The following is a 20,954-nucleotide window of genomic DNA, read 5'->3' on the forward strand; positions in this document are numbered from 1 at the left end:
TTATTTATGTCAGTTTTTTGAACTTCTGCGCGATAAAAATCAACGCAAACAAAATCGACATGGTTAAAACAATGCTGAGTCCTGTAGAGGTATTCAGCCCTGCACTGGACCATAAACCAACCGTCACCCCAATTTGCGCAATCACAAAGGCCCAAATCACCATTTGTTTTGGAGAGTGGGCAAGCAGTCGAGCGGTAAGTGCTGGAATGACAAGCAAGGCACCCATCAGTAAAGAACCTACTGCACGAAGCGCTAAAATGGTAAATAAAGCCAGTAGCAACATAAAAATCAAGCGTTGCCATTTCGCACTGACGCCTTCACTGACGGCCATATCAGGATCGATTGCGATTTGAATTTGAGCTTGCCAACTTTTATAAAGCACTGCCAACGCAACAACAATAACAGTGGCAAAAACGGGCAGGTCTGCCCATGTGATCGTGAGCAAATCACCAAATAAATAGCTGAGTAACTCAGGTCTTAAACTTGGAATATGTTGAATAAACATCAGACCCGAGCAGAGCAAGGTCGCAGAACAGAGTGCGAGTAAGGCGTCATTCGGTAACCGTGGATCATGCAACACCCAAAGGATCGCCACCAACAAGCCCGCAATAAAAGCCACACCCATCCACAGGGGCAACGCCATTGCTCCTGCAATCGCGACACCCAGTAATGTGCCATGTGCCATGGTGTCGGCAAAGAAAGACATGCGGCGCCATAGCATCAAACAGCCTAGTGGCGCAGTTAAAAAGACCAGAAGCGTGCCCATAATCCATGCAGGCAACAGCAGTTGTAACCATTCCATCATGACTTAAGCTTCCGGTTCAGGGTGAATGTGTGGGCGAGCGTCATGCTGACAAGGCGTTGCACTATCACCATGTGCGCAGTGATCATGATGATGTTGATAGAACACGCGGTTAGTACCAAAAATGGCTTGATACTCAGGGTGTTGTTGCACACTTTCAGGCAGGCCACTACAACAAATGTGTTTATTCAAACACACCACACGATGAGTTCCTTGCATGACCCACTGTAAATCATGTGAAACCATGAGCACAGCACAACCATATTTGGCGGGTAAACTGCGCACATAGTCGTACAGCTCAGCCTCAGACTGAATGTCTAAGCCCTGCATCGGTTCGTCGAGAACCAAAATATCGGGTTGACGTAACAGTGCACGTGCCAGTAAAACGCGCTGGCGCTCTCCACCTGAAAGCTGCTGTACTTTAGAATTTTCAAGTTTGCTGATCCCAGTATCGTGGATAATTTCTTGCTTGATTATAGGATCGCATTTTTCCAAAGCCAAAAGGTCTTTCACCCTAAGCGGTAGGCTATGTGAGGGATTAAATTTTTGTGGTACATAAGAAAACTTGAGTGGCTTTGTTGTTTTAATGTCGCCAGCATTAGGGTGCACAATACCCAACAGCACTTTAATGAGCGTGGATTTTCCCGCACCATTTGGGCCAATCAGGGTCACAATTTCCCGTTCATGTAAGACAAAATCGACATGCTTTAAAATGTCGCGTTCATCGATACGAACACTAATTTGGGAGAGTTCGACCAGAACAGGATCGAGGCTTATTTGTGGCGACACTGCTGACAAATTCCTGAAATTTCGATAATGCTATGTTGTGCCGTAAAACCATCGGCTGCGGAAAGTGCATCGAGTTGTTGTAATAATCCTTGTGCAGAGGCCTCTGTCACTGATTTGCAATCAGTGCAAATGAGAAAGGCTGCTTGATGGCCTTCACGGGGATGGCAACACGGAATATAGGCATTAATCGAGGTGAGTCGGTGAATGAGGCCCTTTTCTAATAAAAAGTCTAAGGTGCGGTACACCGTTGGTGGGGCAGCAGGGCGGTCGGCATTGCTTTTAATTTTAGCCAATAAGTCATACGCACCCATTGGGCCTGTCGCATTCAGGATCAATGCCAAGACTTCTTTTCTTAAGGGGGTTAGGCGCGCACCAGTTGCTGCGCATAAGACTTCTGCTTCAGCCAAACGCGTCTCAACGTTGTGATGACCATGCACATCATGTAAAGCATGGTGGTGTTCGTGAGAACAAGCGCTCATAACAAACCTCAAGTGCAAAATTTATAAAAGAAAAACGACATTAAATCTTAACATGAAGCGCAGAGAGTTTCGATTAGGCATAGGTATTTTTGTCGATTTGTTATATTATAACACTAATTGTATTTCTAGTGATTGCTCCCCATGTCCCGTTTCTTGGCTTTTTTTGCGTTTGCGCTGTTTAGTAGTGTTGCTTGGACGCAAGACTTGGTTGTTTCTACACAGCCGATTTACTTGATTGCACAGGAAGTGACAAAAGGCATTGAAAAACCAACCTTATTGTTGGCCGATCAATCTGGACATGATGTGAGTTTGACCCCAATGCATCGTAAAATCATTCAGGATGCAGGTTTGGTTATTTGGTTGGGACGAGCACATGAAGCACCGCTGGATAAACTCCTGACCCCCAATGATAAAGCAGTTTCTATTTTAGATTCAGGCATTATCAATGCCTTACCACTACGAAATACCCGTGGTGATGCCTTAAAAAATACCATCGATACCCATGTTTGGCTTGACCCAAACAATGCGGTACGTATTGGTTTCTTTATTGCAGGCCTGCGTTCACAGCAGATGCCTGAGTATAAGGAGCGCTACTGGAACAATGCCAGAATCTTTGCTCAGAAAATGTTGCAAGCTTCAGCTATATATAGTCAAAGTACCCAAGCGCGCTCATATTGGTCTTTTCATGATGCCTATCAATACTTGGAGCGACCTTTAAACTTACGCTTTGCAGGTGCTTTGACAGATGACCCACATATTGCACCTACGGTTGCGCAAATCAAATACTTAAATGACAGCCGCCCTTATTCAAAGATGTGCCTTTTGGCCGAAGTGCATGCGAGTCAAGCGCAATATCAAAAGTTGAACCCATTGGTTTTCCAAGCCGTTGACGAAAGCATGACTGGGGCAGGGGATTTTGTCAGCGCATGGAAGCAATTGGCCGATCATGTGCATAAATGTGTGCTAAATGCGCGAAAGTAACGCAAAAAATAAACAATAATTGATTAGTTTAAAAGCAATTTAAACATAGAAAAAAACTCGACTTAGGTCGGGAAAAGATTGCATGTTCAGGGGTGTAACTCTATAATGCCTGCGATTAAAAATAATCATCAGCTAAACTTGTCAAGCATGATTGTTGTGAGTGAATAAATAATGAGCCGAACTAGTCGCTTGATTGACCGACGATTAGCGAAAGCTTTAGTCCTCTTACAAGCATGTATGATTCCTGTTTCAGCCTTGATCGGCTGGGTCGTGAAAGACTCAACCGCAGCCCTGAGTGCAGCATTAGGTGCGCTCGTGTGTTGGCTTGCGACTTGCTATTTTTCATGGCAGTCGTTTCGAGCAGCAGGAGCTCGCGCTTCTAAACAAGTTCTTGCGAACATGTATAAAGGCATGATGGGTAAGTTTGCAATTGTGATTGTTGGTTTCATTTTAATTTTAAGCAATGTCAAACCGTTGTCAGCGGTGGCGTTGTTTTGTGGTTTTATGCTCGTTCAAACCATGACGTGGGTTGCTCCATTTTGGGTGTCGCGTCAACAAAAACGAGTTTAATAAGCACTACAAAAAATTGAAAAGTTTTTTAGGAGATGGACGAGATATCAAGCAGCACGCGATGTTCGTTCTCTCTATTTGTATTTGACATTGACCAGGTGTGATTTATGGCTGCTGAAGAACATGCCCTTACTTCGACCGAGTATATCAAGCATCACTTGACGAATATGACTTATGGCAAAATGCCAGACGGTTCATGGAAGTTGGCTGAGACTGCTGAAGAAGCTCAACAGATGGGGTTCACTGCTATTCACTTGGATTCAATGGGTTGGTCTATCACTCTTGGTGTGATTTTCTGTTTGTTGTTCTGGTGCGTAGCGAAAGCTGCAAACTCTGGTGTTCCAACCAAGTTCCAGTCTGCAATTGAAATGATCATTGAGTTTGTGGACTCAAGTGTTCGCGACACTTTCCATGGCAAATCACGCTTAATTGCGCCACTTGCATTGACCATTTTCGTGTGGATTTTCCTCATGAACGCAATGGACTTAATCCCAGTTGACTTTATTCCGTATACAGCTCAACTGATTGGTGCAAGTGTATTTGGTATGGATCCTCATCACGTTTACTTCAAGGTTGTACCTTCTACAGATCCAAACATTACCCTAGGTATGTCTTTATCTGTATTTGTATTGATCTTGTTCTACAGTATTCGCGAAAAGGGAATTGGTGGTTTCGTTGGCGAATTAGCACTTAACCCATTTAACCCAAGTAACCCAGTTGCAAAAGCGTTATTGATTCCAGTGAACTTAATTCTTGAATTAGTAACATTCCTTGCACGTCCAGTTTCATTGGCTCTGCGACTTTTCGGTAACATGTATGCAGGTGAGTTAATCTTCATCCTTATCGCATTATTACCGTTCTGGATCCAATGGGCGTTGTCTGTGCCTTGGGCGATCTTCCACATTCTTGTTATCACGCTACAAGCATTCATCTTTATGATGCTGACTATCGTATACTTGAGCATGGCAAGCGAAAAGCATTAATGGTAATGCCCAACTATCACTGGATGGTTGGGCGCACAATTTTTTAATTTAATTTGGTATAAACCTAACCTCTGAGGAATTATCATGGAACTCACTTTAGGTCTAGTTGCAATTGCATCTGCTATCTTGATCGCTTTTGGTGCTTTAGGTACTGCGATTGGTTTTGGTCTTTTAGGCGGTCGCTTCCTTGAAGCTGTTGCACGTCAACCAGAATTGGCTCCACAACTTCAAACTCGTATGTTCTTAATCGCGGGTCTTCTTGATGCTGTGCCTATGATCGGTGTTGGTATTGGCTTGTTCTTCATCTTTGCTAATCCATTTGTAGGTTAATCAGCTTAATTCCTAAATTAAACTATTGAGGAATAGCAATGAATATCAACCTCACATTGATTGGCCAAGCGATTGCATTTGCGATGTTTGTCGCATTCTGCATGAAATTTGTATGGCCACCACTAATCAATGCGATTAGTGAGCGTCAGCGTAAAATCGCTGATGGCTTAAACGCTGCTGAAAAAGCAAAAGCTGATCTTGCGGATGCGCAAGCTCAAGTGAAAGCTGAATTAGATGCAGCGAAAGCGCAAGCGGCTCAATTGATCGAACAAGCGAACCGTCGCGGTGCACAATTGGTAGAAGAAGCTCGTACTCAAGCGTCAGCTGAAGGTGAGCGTATTCGTCAACAAGCAAAAGAAGCTGTTGATACAGAAATCAATTCTGCTCGTGAAGAATTACGTCAACAAGTTGCTGATCTTGCAGTAACAGGCGCTGAGAAAATTCTTAGCCAAAAAGTTGATGCTGAAGCTCACAATGCCATGCTGACTCAGCTGGCTGCTAAACTTTAAGAGAGGCGGATTATGGCTGAACTCTTGACGTTGGCACGCCCGTACGCTAAAGCAGCATTTGCTTACGCTTCTGAGCAAAATGCAACTGACTCTTGGTCATCTGCATTGAACTTGCTCAGTGCTGCGGTGCAAGACGAAGCATTTTCAGCTTTCTTAACTCGCCCTGAGCTTACTCCTGCTGAGCAGGTAAGTCTTTTTGCAAAAGTATTAGGCGAAGACCAAACTGCAGCAGTGTCAAACTTTTTGACATTGCTTGCTGAAAACAACCGTTTGGCGCTTCTTCCTGAAATTTCTGCTGAATACGAGCAGCTCAAATCACAGAATAACAATACTGTGGATGTAGTGATTGAATCTGCATTCCCATTGACTTCTGTACAAGAACAATTACTTGCACATGCTTTAGAGAAAAAATTCGAAGCTGCGGTAAATGTTTCTGTAGAAGTTAAACCAGAGCTTATTGCTGGTGTTGTTATTCGTGCAGGCGACCAAGTGATAGATGATTCTGCGCTTAACAAGCTAGAAAAAATGCGGACTCGTCTTCTTGCTTAATTGCATATGAAGACTGAACTTTAAAAAGATTGAGGTATAGCGCAATGCAACAACTGAATCCATCCGAGATCAGTGCGCTCATTAAACAGCGTATCGGCGATCTGGACACCAGCGCGACCGCTAAAAACGAAGGGACCATTGTTATGGTTTCCGACGGTATTGTGCGTATTCACGGCCTTGCTGATGCAATGTACGGTGAAATGATCGAATTCGACGGCGGCTTATACGGTATGGCACTGAACCTAGAACAGGATTCAGTGGGCGTCGTTGTTTTAGGTAACTACTTAAGCCTTCAAGAAGGTCAAAAAGCGCGTTGCACAGGTCGTGTATTAGAAGTTCCGGTTGGTCCAGAACTTTTAGGCCGTGTAGTAGATGCTTTGGGTAACCCAATTGATGGTAAAGGCCCAATTGATGCAAAATTAACTGATGCTGTTGAAAAAGTAGCACCAGGTGTAATTTGGCGTCAATCAGTGGATCAACCTGTACAAACTGGTTATAAATCAGTAGATACAATGATCCCTGTAGGCCGTGGTCAGCGTGAGTTGATCATTGGTGACCGTCAAACTGGTAAAACAGCGATGGCGATCGATGCGATCATCGCTCAGAAAAACTCTGGCATTAAATGTGTATACGTAGCTATTGGTCAAAAACAATCGACTATTGCTAACGTTGTGCGCAAGCTAGAAGAAACTGGCGCTATGGCGTATACCACTGTTGTAGCAGCAGCTGCAGCCGATCCAGCAGCAATGTTGTACTTGGCTCCATACTCTGGCTGTACAATGGGCGAATACTTCCGTGACCGCGGTGAAGACGCACTAATCATTTATGATGATTTGTCTAAGCAAGCTGTTGCTTACCGTCAAATTTCATTGTTATTACGTCGTCCACCAGGTCGTGAAGCGTATCCAGGTGACGTATTCTATCTTCACTCTCGTCTTCTTGAGCGTGCTTCGCGCGTTTCTGCTGACTATGTTGAGAAATTCACGAATGGTGAAGTTAAAGGCCAAACTGGTTCATTAACAGCATTGCCGATTATTGAAACTCAAGCGGGTGACGTATCTGCATTCGTACCAACGAACGTAATTTCGATCACTGACGGTCAGATCTTCCTTGAAACATCATTATTCAACGCAGGTATTCGTCCTGCTGTGAACGCGGGTATCTCTGTATCTCGTGTTGGTGGTTCAGCGCAGACTAAGATCATCAAAAAATTGTCTGGTGGTATCCGTACTGCTTTGGCGCAATACCGTGAATTGGCAGCGTTTGCTCAGTTTGCTTCTGACCTTGATGAAGCAACTCGTAAGCAACTTGAACATGGTCAACGTGTAACTGAATTAATGAAGCAAAAACAATATGCTCCATATTCAATTGCTGACCAAGCTGTTTCAATTTATGCATCTAACGAAGGCTATATGGCTGACGTTGAAGTGAAGAAAATCGTAGACTTTGATGCTGCGTTAATCTCTTACTTCCGTTCAGAAAATGCTGCGTTAATGCAAAACATCGATGAAACTGGTGATTACAACAAAGACATCGAAGCTGCAATCAAAGCAGGTATTGAAAGCTTTAAAGCGACTCAAACTTACTAATTTCAACTTCAGTTGGATTTAGTTTTGGTTTGGTTCACGGATCAACCTTCGAGGGCTCGAAAGGGCCTTCGAATACTAGGTTAAGCGTATGGCAAATTTAAAAGAAATTCGCGCCAAAGTAGCTAGTATCAAAAGCACGCAGAAAATTACTCGCGCGATGCAGATGGTAGCAGCTTCTAAGATGCGTCGTGCGCAAGAGCGCATGGCTCAAGGCCGTCCGTATGCCGAAAATATGCACCGTGTAATTGCTCACTTGGTTCAAGCGAATCCTGAATATAAACACCGTTATATGGTTGAACGCCCTGTGAAGCGCGTTGGCTATATCATTGTGTCTTCAGATCGTGGCCTTGCTGGTGGTTTGAACATTAACTTGTTCAAAAAAGTGGTTAAACACGTACAACAGCAACAAGAGCAGTCAATTGAAGTTCAATTTGCTTTAATTGGTCAAAAAGCGGTTTCGTTTTTTAAAAACTACGGCGGTAAAGTGCTGGGTGCTACGACAAATGTCGGTGATACACCAAGCCTTGAACAGTTATCTGGTTCTGTACAGGTGATGTTAGACGCATTTGATAAAGGCGAGTTAGATCGTATTTATCTTGTGTCAAACGGCTTTGTCAATGCCATGACTCAAAATCAAAAAATCGAACAACTTGTTCCTTTAGCAACTGCTGAAGAAAACAAGACTCTTAACCGTCAATACGGTTGGGATTATATCTATGAGCCTGAAGCTGAAGAGCTTTTAAATGGCTTATTGGTTCGTTATATCGAGTCTGTGGTATATCAAGGCGTGATCGAAAACATCGCGTGTGAGCAGTCAGCTCGTATGGTTGCAATGAAAGCTGCAACGGACAACGCAGGTGATTTGATCAAGAGCCTACAACTTATTTATAACAAGCTGCGTCAAGCCGCGATTACTCAGGAAATTTCTGAGATCGTTGGTGGTGCCGCTGCCGTTTAACATTATTTTGAATTGAGGAGACAGCAATGAGTAGCGGTCGTATCATTCAGATCATCGGCGCGGTTATCGACGTCGAGTTTGAACGTAACAGCGTTCCTAAGATCTATGACGCTCTCCACGTTGATGGCACTGAAACTACATTAGAAGTTCAGCAACAACTTGGTGATGGCGTAGTTCGTACTATTGCAATGGGTTCTACTGAAGGCCTTAAGCGTGGTTTGAACGTAACGAATACTAACGCTCCAATCTCTGTACCAGTGGGTACAGCGACTTTGGGTCGTATCATGGACGTTCTTGGTCGCCCAATCGACGAAGCTGGTCCAGTTGCGACGGAAGCGCGTTTGCCGATTCACCGTCAAGCACCTTCTTATGCTGAACAAGCAGCTTCTACTGACCTTTTAGAAACTGGTATTAAAGTCATCGACTTACTATGCCCGTTCGCTAAAGGTGGTAAAGTTGGTCTGTTCGGTGGTGCCGGTGTTGGTAAAACTGTAAACATGATGGAGTTGATCAACAACATCGCGAAAGCTCACTCAGGTTTATCTGTGTTTGCTGGTGTTGGTGAGCGTACTCGTGAAGGTAATGACTTCTATCACGAGATGAAAGACTCAAACGTTCTTGACAAGGTAGCAATGGTTTACGGTCAGATGAACGAGCCACCAGGTAACCGTTTACGCGTAGCGTTGACTGGTTTGACTATGGCTGAGTACTTCCGTGACGAGAAAGACGAAAACGGTAAAGGCCGTGACGTATTATTGTTCGTCGACAACATCTACCGTTATACACTAGCAGGTACTGAAGTATCAGCACTTCTAGGTCGTATGCCATCTGCAGTAGGTTACCAACCGACACTTGCAGAAGAGATGGGTGTTCTTCAAGAACGTATTACATCGACTAAGTCTGGTTCGATTACGTCAATCCAAGCGGTATACGTACCTGCCGATGACTTAACAGATCCATCGCCTGCAACTACGTTTGCTCACTTAGATGCAACTGTAGTATTGAGCCGTGACATCGCATCTTCTGGTATTTACCCAGCGATCGATCCACTTGACTCAACTTCACGTCAGTTAGATCCACTAGTAGTGGGTGCTGAGCATTACGAGATTGCTCGTTCAGTTCAAAACGTTCTTCAACGTTATAAAGAATTGAAAGACATCATCGCGATTCTTGGTATGGACGAGCTTGCAGAAGAAGATAAGTTGACTGTTTACCGTGCGCGTAAAATCCAACGTTTCTTCTCTCAACCGTTCCACGTAGCTGAAGTGTTTACTGGTGCTCCTGGTAAACTTGTACCGCTTAAAGAAACGATTCGTGGCTTTAAAGGTCTTTTAGCTGGTGAATATGACCACATTCCAGAACAAGCGTTCTATATGGTTGGTGGTATTGACGAAGTAATTGCTAAAGCTGAGAAACTTTAATTAGTTACCTAATTTAGGAGATTCTCATGTCGACTATGCAGTGTGATGTTGTAAGTGTCCAAGAGTCTTTGTACTCTGGCACTGTAACGATGCTAATTGCTAAAGGTGCTGGTGGTGAATTGGGTATTATGCCTGGTCACGCGCCACTAGTAACTTTACTCAAGCCGGGTACAATCCGTGTTCTGCTTGAAAACGGTACAGAAGAGTTAATCTATGTATCTGGTGGTGTTTTAGAAGTTCAACCGCATGTTGTTACGGTTCTTGCAGATACTGCAGTCCGTGCAGAAAACTTAGATGAAGCAGCAATTCTTGAAGCGCGTAAACACGCTGAACAATTGCTTGCAAATCAAAAGAGCGACTTGGACTCTGCTGCTGCTTTGGCTGCTCTTGCAGAAACTGCTGCTCAGTTGGAAACCATCCGCAAAATCAAAAACCGCGCTCAATAAGAGACGGTTTGAGATTAAAAAAAGCCACCGAAAGGTGGCTTTTTTTATGTCTGTTGATAAAAATGCGTCAATTGTTTATTTCATGATGAGTTTGTTGGTTTCTTAGCTGTCATTGTTCAAATGGACTGGATTGGTCTGCTGCATACATGCAATCTTTGTTTTGCATGATAGTGCTTCGTCCTTTAACTGTACGCTGGCTTGTAGAATACTTTGAATACTCAATTTTTGAAACTCAGCTGAACCAGCGCTCCTATGCTTGATATATTTCGTTTAGCAGGGGCACGACTATCTAAAGTTGCATATCTTTTATTCAACAGAAGTTATATTTTAAACACTTCTCTGTAAGCGAAGATGAAGATGAACCTGATTGCGCATGAATCCCACTTTTGGGAACTTTACCAAGATTTTGAGCATTATTATCTGAGTATTGCAGTCGACATGAGCTCAGTGGTGTCATGTTGGGACTTGGTACTGACTTCAGAAGAAATATTACAATATGAACATCGGGGTCGCGCGAGCATTCAGGAGCTGACCAAAGCCATGATTGAAGCAGCTTACAAAGGTGATTTCTCAATGATGGAAGCACGTTTAGCCAAGCCATATGAGCGTCACGCTATGCAAAAGGCCTTTAGAGATTGGTTAGCGCAGAGCAAAACTCAGGAATAGTCTTCATTTTGATGAGGTATGAGCTTAAGGCATTGTTTTAAATTTATTTCAAAAAGCTTTGACGCAATTGGCTGAACATCATGCGGCTAACGGTATCGTGCTGCGTCGCGATCAATTTTTTAATTTGTTCAACCTGAGGCTCATCTTCAGGAATCACAATCTCTGGGTCGATTTCGATATCCGAATTGGACATGGTATTGGATGGTTGTGCAAGCAAATTTGAAGATGGATGTTCGGCATGCCAAAGCTGTGTTTCGAGTGACATGATGTACTTATATTCATCAGTGTTTGGGTTAAACCGTTTATAAATTCTTAAGTCTTGCATTGCATCTTGACGGCTTCGTCGAGGCATATCTGTTTCGACTTCCAACCATTCAGAGATAACTGAACGAATTTCATGTTGCATCAGTTGGTAATAAAGCCAATCGCTGAGTAGGCTATGATCGATGTCAGACAGATATGGGCTGTTGTGTTGCAGCAATTGTTGTAAGTGTTCGAGAACCAAAACTTCTTGCTTTTGTAAGGCATAGCGCGCTTCAGCATCAAATTGTTGGTATTCTTCGGCTGGAATTTCAGTGAAATGTTGCTGTTCAATGAAGGCATCTACAATATGCGTTTGGAATAAGGTATTCCATTGTTCTAGCGCATGAATTTCGAGCTGTTGTAGCTCTTTAAACGCTTTGCTTTGATAGCGGCTGAGCTGCAGGCGCTGAATATTTTGCCGGTTGAACTCAATTTTTTGTTTGATGTATTCAGCATAAGCGCCTTGTTGTTTGGGGCTGACAGGGCTTACAACATCGACCAAAAGTAACTGCTGCTGTTGTTTGTATTTGAGCCAGTCCTGAATACGTTGAACTTCTTTATGCTCTTTAGAAAAAAACTGGGTTAAGTGTGGCGTGGTTTTTTCAGGCATTAAAAAGTGCATCCCGCCAAAGACGATGATTGCTAAACAGGCGATCACAAGAATGACTTTTTTCATTATAAAAATGTTTTTCTGTGTTTCTTATTTGTACATGGTAGCTTAAAAATGAGAAATAGTTAATGTTTTTTCATTAAAGCTTCAAATCTGTATGGGTGAAATTGAAAATTCACCTTGCCCGAGAATACGAACTTTATACAGTGTATCAAAGCCTTCAGCATAGTGTGGAGGTTCAAACTTTTGAGCGGTGGCTCTGATTCCGACTTCAGGAATGCGGGCTTTGCCTTCACGTAGGCGGTTGCGTTCCAGTGCACCTTTAAGCTCAGTCTCAAAGAAATAGCCAACAATTTCAAAGCCTGCGGCCTGAGCACTGGCAATATAACGCGCACGATCGGCTGGCGTAGGGTTGGTATTATCAACCACCATTTTGGTTTTTGAGGCCAGTCCTGCTTCAAAAATGATTTTTTCACGATGCCGTGTTTTCAGCATATCGAGGTTGATGCGCAAATGGCTATGTGCCAAATTCAACAGATAATAGCTCGATTTTCCCGAAGCTTGGATGCCCATAAAAATAATCAGCTGCATGTGTGAAATCGTGCCTCAATCAAAGTAGGAGAAAACGGTTGTAGTCATTTTCTCCTACTCTATTGCTGAAAGCACCACTATTTAAATGTTTTAAGATTGGTTTGTGTTTGAGCTATCATTCTCAGCTTGCTGAGGAATCATCATTGAAGCGAGTTTCAACATTTCAGATTGAATAGCGCCCATTTGCTGTTGCATCTTTTTAAAGTCGACTTGGCTGAAATCCACTTGTCCATTTAAAAAAGGCGAAGCTAAAACTTGTTGGTTGGCAGACAGTAGTTTTTCACGGATATCATTGATTTCTTGTGTTTTAAGATTCAGGCCATTCAAGGCATTATTAAAACCTGTGAGCTGTTGTTGTAAAGCTGTCGCAGCGTGTTGCAACTGTTGCTGATCATGCTGTTCAATTGCAGCTTGCAAGTCACTTTGGGTTTCTTGTAGCTGAGTGACGTATTCGCCTGCTTTTAATTGCATATCTGCCACATCACGCACGATATAGAGCATGTTGCCACTTTTCAGTTCAGCTTTGTCAGGACTTTGTGTATTCGCTGATTGGTGTTGCTCAGATGACTCAGTCTGGATGTCTTGCTGATTCGGCTCTGTTGCTTGCTCACAGCCAATGAGTAGGATGCCTGAACTAAACAGTGCAAAAGGAAGAACCAAGTTTTGTAAAAGCTTTTTCATCATCAAATCAATATTAGGCTATGTGTTTTTTAATATAAGGGCAAAATGTGTAGATAAAATGCTGGGTTTCAAAGTCATAACAAAACTTTTTAAAATAAAAAGAGTGCCTGAGCACTCTTCATTTACAGCAGTTTAGCCAGCAATGATTTTAATAATGGAATGATTGCGAATGTCTGTCAGTACATAGTCGCCATTCACTTTAATCCACTGTTGGTTTTTACCTGGTTTACTGAGTTTTTTGTATTTTTGGTGATCTACTTTATAGGCATTGCTATGGTAAGCGCTTGGGAGTTTTTGACCTGCTTTCCAGTCTTGAGATGGACGCTTGGCTTTTTTGACAGTGGCTTGGGTTGGTTGTTGATGGCCATTTGAAGTATGCTTTTGCGCTTGTCCATGTGACTGAGCGGTTTGATGTTGCTGATGTTGTTCTTGTGGTGCTGCTAGTGCAGGCAGGGCAATCAATGCGGTTGAGATAGATAAAATAGCTGCTTTTATAAAGGTATTCATGAGCTTCACTTTTGGTTGTCTTGAGCGGATAGATGCATCATAGAGTGAAGTATTTGATTGATCGTGAATGAAGTGTTGTAAAATCATCAAAATAACGAAGGAATCATGAAGATCGAACCGATTCGAGTGCCATTATTCATTTAAAAAATAAAATATAAGCAGCCGTTAAATTTGACTGCTTATAAACAGCTTCAGGCTTATTTGGCCAATTCAGCATTGATAGCATCGAGAATACGCGGATCATTGGCTGTAATGTCCGGTGCAAAACGCGCAACCACTTCGCCATTTTTATTGATTAAGAATTTCTCGAAGTTCCACAGCACTTCAGGTAGTTCATTCGGTGTTAAACCATAGTCCACCAAGTCTTTCCACCAAGGGCCTTCACCAATGCGTTCAGGCACCGATTGGGTGAGCGTTTCATATAACGGATGCTTATCATCCCCAGCAACCGAGATTTTTGAAAAAAGCGGGAAATCCACTTGATAGTTTAAAGAGCAGAATTCTTGAATTTCAGCATCTGAACCCGGTTCTTGTGCCAAGAAATTGTTGGCAGGAAAACCTAGAATCTCTAAACCCTGTGATTTTTTGTCTTGATAGAGTTTTTCTAAACCTTCGTACTGCGGTGTGAGGCCACATTTAGATGCCACATTCACCACCAAGAGAACTTTACCTTGGTATTGGTTTAAGTTGATGTCTTCGCCCTGAATGGATTTGACTGGAATATTATAAATCGAAGTGCTCATTTGCGTGTCCTTATACGATGTGCATTTTATTGTGTTGGAAGCGTTCGACAAAGTCACGCCCATTTGCGGATTGATCGCAACAAAAAAGCAAGCCAAGGCTTGCTTTAAAGGGTAGGGAGGTCATTAAGACGCTGGCGCTGCTTTGACTTTTGCTTCCAAAGCTGTTACGTCAGCAATGATCGATTTCTGCAATTCAGTTGCTTTGTTTTGTAGTTCGGTGATTTTGGCGCTATCTGGCGTTGTTTTTGTACTTTCTTTGGTGAGCTCGACACCCAGATCATTGGCGTCCTGCATTTTTTCACGTAAAGCATCTACTTCAGCACTTTTTAAGGTTAAGGCATCTAATTCATCATTAAATTGCTTCACATAGGTTTCTGTTTTTTCAACCATGGCTTTAATTTGAGCAGGATCCTTTTTCTCTAAGGTTGCACTCACTTCTTTTTGAAACGCGGCGGCTTCTTGAGCTTTGGCATTCGATAGCGTTTGTACGGCTAACAAATCGGCTTGAATATCGGCAATATTGTTATTGCTGTGATTAGCAACGATAGTGGTTGCTTCGGTTGAGGTCGCTTCAGATGCAGACGTCGTTTGTTCAACGGCTGGCTCAGTTCCTTTTTTTTCGCACGCAGCCAAAGTAAGTGTGGCCATACAAACTGTGGTTAAAAGTAACTTTTTCATAACGACATCCTTCTATCGGGAAATATGTTTTTGGAGGCCAGAGTCTAAGAGCAATGACCAATCAATTAAAAAATACGTTCGCTAGAACAGCATCAATACGATGCAGAGATCGTTGACATTGTTCTATGGTGTTTTTGTAGAGTGAAGCTGCTGAAATGCATCAATTTATTGAAATGTATAGTTTTATATTGTCTTAATATTATGTTTTTTATGAATTTTATATTTTAAGATAAATGTATCAATTATGTGTGATACCCAAATGATATTCGAATAAATCATAAAAATGTTTTACCATTCATTTAAATTTTGCAAACAAAAGCTAAACGGGAAAAAGAATGAGTACCACACCACAACGTATGTATTGGGCTTTGAGTCTCCCTATCATTGCCGTACTCATTTGGTCGATCAATATTGTCGTTACGCGTTATGTAGCTGATTTCATTTCGCCAGTCAGTATTAGTTTTTATCGGTGGTTCTTTGCCTTCATTCTGTTAACACCTTTTGTCGTGCGACCTTTATGTCGGCAGTGGGCATTAATCCGAGCGCATTTGGGTCAGTTGGCAGTGCTAAGTGCATTTGGTCTGGTGTTGTATCAGGGCTTAGCCTACACCGCAGCGCACTATACGACCGCGACCAATATGGGACTGATTAATGCCTTTATTCCAATCTTTACCATTTTTGTTTCACTGCTGATCTTAAAAGATATTCCAAATCGTTTTGCGATGATTGGTAGTATTTTATCTTTTGCAGGTTTGGTGTATATCATTGGGCAGGGCAATCTTGCAGGCTTAGTTCAATCGGGTGGGCATTTGGGTGATGTCCTGATGGTGGTTGCGGTATTCTTCTATGCCTTTTATGGGGTGTTTTTAAAAAAGTGGCAATTGCAAATTCCCTTGATGTTGAGCCTCTATGTACAGATCTTTTTTGCACTGCTTTACCATTTACCTTTTATTGCCTATTTCGGTCTCGATTCAATCAATAGTCAAAATGCGGCAAGTGTCATGTATGCCAGCATTTTCCCTTCCTTAGTTGCCCCTTTACTATGGATGTTGGCTATTACCCATTTAGGGCCGAATCGAACCAGTATTTTCATGAACTTGATGCCTGTATTTACCGCAGTCATTGCCTATGTCTGGTTGAAAGAGGCGTGGACGTTTTATCATACAGTCGGTGGTGTGGTCATTATCTGTGGTATTTTACTTGCACAGCGTAAAACAGCATTAAAAACGCCACCTTTAGCAAACTCGATGGATTGATATTGATTAAAAAATAGTCATTTAAATTATTTTTTTAATAGAATAATTCATTAATAAGTTAATTTATTAATACTATTTTAGATGATGAATGTATTTAATGTATGCAAAAGCTGATTAAAAATAGGTAGATAATTTGAATTATATTTTAATTATCTCCATTAATCAGCGTTTTAACGCTGTTTTTAATATAAAAAATCTATTTGTTTAGAAATGCAATTTGCTACATAATACGCGCACTGCAAACTTAGGCCAATGTCAAAACGGGTATTAAGTGTTTGCTCATCAGTTTTCAGACCCTCTGGATGTGATTACACATCCTTTTTTATGCTCAGCCATCCCTATATGGCTGAGCTTTTTTTTGTCTATTTTTCAGTAAAAATCCTGAGAAAGAGCATGCTTTTAAGCACGAACCACGGCTCCAGTTTCGGCATCGAGTATGCGACTCGGTTCTTGGCTCAAGCCTAGGTCACCATTCAGATAATTCACTTGTTGCGCAAAGTAGTGATTGGCATCTTGTAGTGAACGAGCAGGTGGCAATCCAGCGGGGTTGGCACTGGTTGAGACAATAAAGCCTTGAAAAGCATTGCAAAGCGCCACACAAATCGGATGTGTGGTTACCCGTACAGCAACTTTAGGGTGATTGCCTTTAATCCATGTTGGAATGTGTTCATTTGCAGGTAACAACCACGTGGTTGCGCGTTCTGATGGACTGCGATCGCTCCAGCTGTCGATCACTTGTTGACGGATGTGGGGATCTAAATGTTCTAAAAGCGGTTCAACTTGAGCAATTTGCCCAGCCAGTAAAATTACCCCTTTTTCAATCGGGCGTTGCTTAATCTGCAAAATATCTAGAAAGGCCTGTTCGTTATACGGATCACAGCCTAAACCCCATACTGCTTCTGTTGGATATGCTAAAACTTGACCTTGTTTTAAACATTGCGCCGCTTCAGTCACAGAGGTGGTAATCATTACACTTTGTACCTTTTATTGATTCATAAAGGGTTATTGTGAACCTTATTGGCTGGAACGGCAACGCAGATAATTGCCAGCTTGTTGTTGTGCAAGCCCCAAAATTTCCAGTTCCATTAACTGGCTGGTGAGTGTGGCAATATCGGTGTTAAGTTTGAAATTAAGTTGATCCATATTTTGTCCCACCCAATCCAGTTGATTATAAAGTTCGAGTAAATTAGATGGGATCTCAATACTAGCGCTTGGGGTGGTTTCTTGTGACTGGGATTGGCTATGCCATTGAGTGGGGAGTGCCAAGTCTTCAATGATTTGCTCAGGATGATCGACCAAAATCGCCCCTTCTCGGATCAGTTGATGACAGCCTTGATGGTGTTCACTGTAAATATGACCGGGAATCGCAAAAATGGTTTTCCCTTGTTCAGCAGCAGATTTGGCTGTGCCAAGAGAGCCACTTTTGAGTGCGGCTTCTGCAACCACAACCCCTAAACTCAATGCACTGACGATGCGGTTTCGCCGTGGAAAATTATGCTGTAAAGGCGGTGTATGTGGTAAAAATTCAGTAATGATACAGCCATTATTTTCTAATATTTGCGTACGCAGTGTTTGATGTTGGAAAGGATAAGTGAGATCTAAGCCCGTGCCCATCACTGCAATGGTACGTTGATATTTTAAGCCGCCCTGATGTGCCGCTGCATCAATGCCTTCAGCCAAACCACTGCAAATATAAAAGCCCTTTTCGGCGAGGTAATAGGCAAAGTCATAAGCCACTTGTTTGCCGTGTGGACTGGGTTTTCGACTGCCGACGATAGCAACTTGAGGTTGGAGTAAACTTTGTGGATTGCCCTGACCAAATAAAATCGGTGGCCGGTCAGAATAGGGCAGCAACTGCGAGGGATAATGACTTTCAGTATCAAGCAAAATAAAATCACAATTGGCTTGGACGTCATGCAGTAAAGTTTGTAATTTGATTTGGCCAGCAGGTGTTTGGATTTCTGTGACACGTTGTAGATGGCTTTTGTGTAAGCCAAGATTTGGCCAGATCTGAAGATTGGAGGCAGCAACAGCTTTTGTGCTTGTGCCAAAATGCTGCTGTAGCTTTTGAAAGCTCGATAAAGAATGCTGAACTAAATACCACAGGGTGATTGTTGCAATCTGTTCATGTGATAAAGAGTTCAGCATATATACACCTTAAGGCAACGGATTATTTATCCACTACAGAGGGAGAAATTTTCGCGCCCAAGTTCATTGGTAGTTCGCTGTCGAGCACATAAGCATAGCTGACACGGTCAAAGGTTTTAAATACCATGATATTACCGATACGCTCCGTTGGAAGGGTCAGTTTTTCATTGGTTTTTGGATCACGAATTTCTTGACCCTTTTGACTAACCGAGAACACATAACCCGATTGAACGCCATCCACTGTGCCACGGTCAATGGTTACAACTGAATGCTTCGCAGCTAGACCAATCGAACCTTGAACACGAATCACTTGTCCACCCCCAGTCACATCTTGTGCATGTGTTGGGTAGAACAAGGTTGGAAGCATGGCATCGTATTCAGGCAGTACGCGATAACCACGACGTACTTCAGAATTATACGAATCTGTGATTTCTAAAGTGGACATGTCATTTTCACCACGAATGGCAATGGCTGAGCCAACCTGAGTCAATTCTAGACCTAGATTTTGTTTTTTGCCCTCTGCATCCGTCACAATGTACGGTTCGCCTTCACGGTAAATCGCGTAGCGTTGACCGACTTCAATGCCTTGGCCACGTGCATAAACGGTTTGCCCTGTACCTGCAATGACACGCTGATCGGCAGCGCCAACGATATACGGTGTACCTTCCAAAGATTCCTCTGAAAGAATAGTGCTGTGTTCAAGCCAGTTTTTAATGTATTCCAGTGGAATGACAGGAATGGCATTGTTTAAAGACTCAACGCGTGCTTGAGGTTGAAGTTTAGTGCCGCCTGTATAACGACGAATAATCCCTTCACAGCCATCACCTTCATCTTTACCAATAATTGGACGGCCTTCATGAGTACACATCAATAAACGGTCACCTGGGAAAATCCAATGCGGATTTTTGACGTGTCTATTGCTGGCCCAAATTTCAGGCCAACGCACAGGATTGTTTAGGAAACGTTTAGAAATATCCCAAAGGGTATCGCCTTTTTTCACCACGTAAACATTTGGTGCATTGGCTTTTAAAGCAGGAGGATTGTAATTTCGTGTAGGTGCAGCTTGAGCTGTTGAAGTGACGCCAGCGCCAACACTTACGCAAACCGCAAGTGCTAACATGTGTTGCTTAAACCCCAAGGCACTAAAAGATGGCATGCCCATAAAAACCTTTTTCATTATCATAATTCCTAAAATTATGTATGTAGTTGCGTTATAATAACGATATTACACACATTTTTTTGATCAAGCATTCCCTTCATTTGGTTTTTTGATCAATGGCATAATTGAGGACGCAGTATGGCCTTATTACCTATTTTAAGTTTTCCTGATCCCCGTCTTCGTACCATTGCAGAACCCGTCGAAGAAGTTACTGATGAAATTCGTCAGCTGGCTGCAGATATGTTTGAAACCATGTATGAAGCGCCAGGCATTGGACTTGCCGCGACACAAGTTGATCGCCATATTCAGTTGATTGTCATGGACTTATCTGAACATAAAGATCAACCTTTGGTATTCATTAACCCCAAAGTTACCCCATTGACTGAAGAAACGCAGCCCTATGAAGAAGGCTGCCTATCAGTTCCCCAAATATACGACAAAGTTGAGCGCCCGTCACGCGTAAAGATCGAAGCAATTAACCTTGAAGGTCAAGCATTTGAGATCGAAGCTGACGAACTTCTCGCTGTTTGCATTCAACATGAAATGGATCACTTAAATGGCAAATTGTTCGTCGACTATTTGTCACCACTGAAGCGTCAACGTGCACGTGAAAAAGTGGAAAAATTGACCCGTCAGCGCCAAAAAGACAAAGTGGCTGTAAAACGCGGTTAAGTTTTTTTGCTTAAAAATCATCTTTAAAGTGAGCCCAATTTCGATTGGGCTTTGTTATACTGGCCGCGTTCTCAATTCGGATGGAATGGATTGTTTTTTAGAGCTGCGTTGCTACTCTCTTGTGTAGCCGTGTTTTTACAGATTGCTGTTTTTTTACAGCCTTTACTACCGACGCAATATCAAATTGCGCCGGTCTGTGAAACCATTTCGCGTGCGCTTTTACTCAAACCAGTTGAACATCTCAGTTCTCATGCTGAAAAGCATTCCACACATCATCATGAAATGCAGGCTCAGCATGAACTCAGTTCACAACCTGCCGAACATAATCATCATGATGCAAGTCATCAATGCCAATACTGTACGGTATATGGCAATCTCGTGTTGCCGCCTGATTTAGAGTTAAAAGCGGTACTTGACCGTATTCAAGTCCGTTTAATTGCATTCCAAAAAGCCTTTGCGCATGTTTGGTTTGCACTGCAACAACTCTTCTTACTGCCTCAAGGGCGAGCACCTCCACTGTTTGCATAAACCTAG

At 42.6% G+C, this 20,954-nt stretch carries 26 protein-coding genes; 14 read left to right on the plus strand and 12 right to left on the minus strand.

Features of this window, described 5'->3' with window-relative positions:
• Window positions 1-4: 4 nt before the first annotated feature.
• The 3 genes from znuB to MN200_RS00780 are packed head-to-tail and all read right to left on the minus strand — an operon-like array spanning window position 5 to window position 2,070.
• Entirely contained in the window at window positions 5-805 is an 801-nt protein-coding gene (gene znuB, locus MN200_RS00770) for a zinc ABC transporter permease subunit ZnuB (protein WP_004984031.1), read from the minus strand.
• Window positions 806-808: 3 nt separating this feature from the next.
• Window positions 809-1,591, minus strand: coding sequence for a zinc ABC transporter ATP-binding protein ZnuC (gene znuC / locus MN200_RS00775; protein ID WP_058868676.1), 783 nt, complete (start codon window positions 1,589-1,591; stop codon window positions 809-811).
• Entirely contained in the window at window positions 1,576-2,070 is a 495-nt protein-coding gene (locus MN200_RS00780) for a transcriptional repressor (protein ID WP_058868677.1), read from the minus strand. Before MN200_RS00780 ends, znuC begins: the two co-directional genes overlap by 16 nt.
• A gap of 141 nt (window positions 2,071-2,211) precedes the next feature.
• Between MN200_RS00780 and MN200_RS00785 the strand changes: the two genes are divergently transcribed.
• The 11 genes from MN200_RS00785 (at window position 2,212) to MN200_RS00835 (ending at window position 11,072) form a co-directional block, all read left to right on the plus strand.
• Window positions 2,212-3,051, plus strand: coding sequence for a zinc ABC transporter substrate-binding protein (locus MN200_RS00785; RefSeq protein ID WP_058868678.1), 840 nt, complete (start codon window positions 2,212-2,214; stop codon window positions 3,049-3,051).
• Between the two features lie 171 nt (window positions 3,052-3,222).
• On the plus strand, window positions 3,223-3,621 hold the full coding sequence (locus MN200_RS00790) for an ATP synthase subunit I (protein WP_004684416.1): 399 nt from the start codon (window positions 3,223-3,225) through the stop codon (window positions 3,619-3,621).
• 107 nt (window positions 3,622-3,728) lie between these two features.
• Complete coding sequence (atpB, locus tag MN200_RS00795) at window positions 3,729-4,604, plus strand: F0F1 ATP synthase subunit A (protein WP_004684418.1); 876 nt, start codon at window positions 3,729-3,731, stop codon at window positions 4,602-4,604.
• Between the two features lie 84 nt (window positions 4,605-4,688).
• Window positions 4,689-4,934: a F0F1 ATP synthase subunit C gene (atpE, locus tag MN200_RS00800; protein ID WP_000424060.1), complete on the plus strand. Its 246-nt coding sequence runs from the start codon at window positions 4,689-4,691 to the stop codon at window positions 4,932-4,934.
• Window positions 4,935-4,972: 38 nt separating this feature from the next.
• Window positions 4,973-5,443, plus strand: a complete 471-nt coding sequence (locus MN200_RS00805; protein WP_004684420.1) for a F0F1 ATP synthase subunit B — start codon at window positions 4,973-4,975, stop codon at window positions 5,441-5,443.
• Between the two features lie 12 nt (window positions 5,444-5,455).
• On the plus strand, window positions 5,456-5,992 hold the full coding sequence (locus MN200_RS00810) for a F0F1 ATP synthase subunit delta (protein WP_004984037.1): 537 nt from the start codon (window positions 5,456-5,458) through the stop codon (window positions 5,990-5,992).
• Between the two features lie 44 nt (window positions 5,993-6,036).
• A complete protein-coding gene (gene atpA, locus MN200_RS00815) occupies window positions 6,037-7,581 on the plus strand; it encodes a F0F1 ATP synthase subunit alpha (RefSeq protein ID WP_004684423.1) in 1,545 nt (514 codons plus the stop codon).
• 88 nt (window positions 7,582-7,669) lie between these two features.
• Window positions 7,670-8,539: a F0F1 ATP synthase subunit gamma gene (gene atpG, locus MN200_RS00820; RefSeq protein WP_004984038.1), complete on the plus strand. Its 870-nt coding sequence runs from the start codon at window positions 7,670-7,672 to the stop codon at window positions 8,537-8,539.
• 26 nt (window positions 8,540-8,565) lie between these two features.
• Window positions 8,566-9,960, plus strand: a complete 1,395-nt coding sequence (gene atpD / locus MN200_RS00825; RefSeq protein ID WP_004684425.1) for a F0F1 ATP synthase subunit beta — start codon at window positions 8,566-8,568, stop codon at window positions 9,958-9,960.
• Window positions 9,961-9,986: 26 nt separating this feature from the next.
• Window positions 9,987-10,406 (plus strand): F0F1 ATP synthase subunit epsilon, encoded by a 420-nt coding sequence (locus tag MN200_RS00830; protein ID WP_058868679.1) that lies wholly within the window; start codon window positions 9,987-9,989, stop codon window positions 10,404-10,406.
• A 357-nt stretch (window positions 10,407-10,763) separates the two neighbouring features.
• Window positions 10,764-11,072 carry a hypothetical protein gene (locus MN200_RS00835; RefSeq protein WP_058868680.1) on the plus strand — a complete coding sequence of 103 codons (309 nt, stop codon included), beginning with the start codon at window positions 10,764-10,766 and terminating at the stop codon, window positions 11,070-11,072.
• A gap of 43 nt (window positions 11,073-11,115) precedes the next feature.
• Here MN200_RS00835 and MN200_RS00840 read toward each other — a convergent pair whose 3' ends face one another.
• The 6 genes from MN200_RS00840 to MN200_RS00865 form a co-directional block, all read right to left on the minus strand.
• Window positions 11,116-12,051: a hypothetical protein gene (locus tag MN200_RS00840; RefSeq protein WP_058868681.1), complete on the minus strand. Its 936-nt coding sequence runs from the start codon at window positions 12,049-12,051 to the stop codon at window positions 11,116-11,118.
• A gap of 81 nt (window positions 12,052-12,132) precedes the next feature.
• Window positions 12,133-12,576, minus strand: a complete 444-nt coding sequence (locus MN200_RS00845; protein ID WP_184118735.1) for an AAA family ATPase — start codon at window positions 12,574-12,576, stop codon at window positions 12,133-12,135.
• 90 nt (window positions 12,577-12,666) lie between these two features.
• Window positions 12,667-13,257 (minus strand): hypothetical protein, encoded by a 591-nt coding sequence (locus MN200_RS00850; protein WP_058868683.1) that lies wholly within the window; start codon window positions 13,255-13,257, stop codon window positions 12,667-12,669.
• A gap of 132 nt (window positions 13,258-13,389) precedes the next feature.
• Complete coding sequence (locus tag MN200_RS00855; RefSeq protein WP_125281518.1) at window positions 13,390-13,764, minus strand: RcnB family protein; 375 nt, start codon at window positions 13,762-13,764, stop codon at window positions 13,390-13,392.
• Window positions 13,765-13,961: 197 nt separating this feature from the next.
• Window positions 13,962-14,507 (minus strand): glutathione peroxidase, encoded by a 546-nt coding sequence (locus tag MN200_RS00860; protein ID WP_242759923.1) that lies wholly within the window; start codon window positions 14,505-14,507, stop codon window positions 13,962-13,964.
• A 123-nt stretch (window positions 14,508-14,630) separates the two neighbouring features.
• Window positions 14,631-15,185 (minus strand): hypothetical protein, encoded by a 555-nt coding sequence (locus MN200_RS00865; protein ID WP_005401885.1) that lies wholly within the window; start codon window positions 15,183-15,185, stop codon window positions 14,631-14,633.
• Between the two features lie 335 nt (window positions 15,186-15,520).
• On the opposite strand from MN200_RS00865, the gene MN200_RS00870 reads away from it, so the two are divergent.
• Window positions 15,521-16,441 (plus strand): DMT family transporter, encoded by a 921-nt coding sequence (locus MN200_RS00870; protein ID WP_058868687.1) that lies wholly within the window; start codon window positions 15,521-15,523, stop codon window positions 16,439-16,441.
• 399 nt (window positions 16,442-16,840) lie between these two features.
• Here the strand turns inward: MN200_RS00870 and MN200_RS00875 are convergent, their stop codons facing one another.
• The 3 genes from MN200_RS00875 to MN200_RS00885 are packed head-to-tail and all read right to left on the minus strand — an operon-like array spanning window position 16,841 to window position 19,766.
• Window positions 16,841-17,410, minus strand: coding sequence for a Sua5/YciO/YrdC/YwlC family protein (locus MN200_RS00875; protein ID WP_010325660.1), 570 nt, complete (start codon window positions 17,408-17,410; stop codon window positions 16,841-16,843).
• 45 nt (window positions 17,411-17,455) lie between these two features.
• On the minus strand, window positions 17,456-18,589 hold the full coding sequence (gene dprA, locus MN200_RS00880) for a DNA-processing protein DprA (protein ID WP_058868688.1): 1,134 nt from the start codon (window positions 18,587-18,589) through the stop codon (window positions 17,456-17,458).
• A 22-nt stretch (window positions 18,590-18,611) separates the two neighbouring features.
• Window positions 18,612-19,766, minus strand: a complete 1,155-nt coding sequence (locus tag MN200_RS00885) for a LysM peptidoglycan-binding domain-containing protein (protein ID WP_058868689.1) — start codon at window positions 19,764-19,766, stop codon at window positions 18,612-18,614.
• A 120-nt stretch (window positions 19,767-19,886) separates the two neighbouring features.
• Here MN200_RS00885 and def point away from each other — a divergent pair, with 120 nt between their 5' ends.
• Together def and MN200_RS00895 are read left to right on the plus strand one after the other, a co-directional pair.
• Window positions 19,887-20,420 carry a peptide deformylase gene (gene def / locus MN200_RS00890; RefSeq protein WP_004684452.1) on the plus strand — a complete coding sequence of 178 codons (534 nt, stop codon included), beginning with the start codon at window positions 19,887-19,889 and terminating at the stop codon, window positions 20,418-20,420.
• Window positions 20,421-20,510: 90 nt separating this feature from the next.
• Complete coding sequence (locus MN200_RS00895) at window positions 20,511-20,948, plus strand: DUF2946 family protein (RefSeq protein ID WP_058868690.1); 438 nt, start codon at window positions 20,511-20,513, stop codon at window positions 20,946-20,948.
• Window positions 20,949-20,954: the final 6 nt, after the last annotated feature.

The organism is Acinetobacter sp. LUNF3 (assembly GCF_022699605.1).
Taxonomy (GTDB): Bacteria; Pseudomonadota; Gammaproteobacteria; order Pseudomonadales; family Moraxellaceae; genus Acinetobacter; species Acinetobacter johnsonii.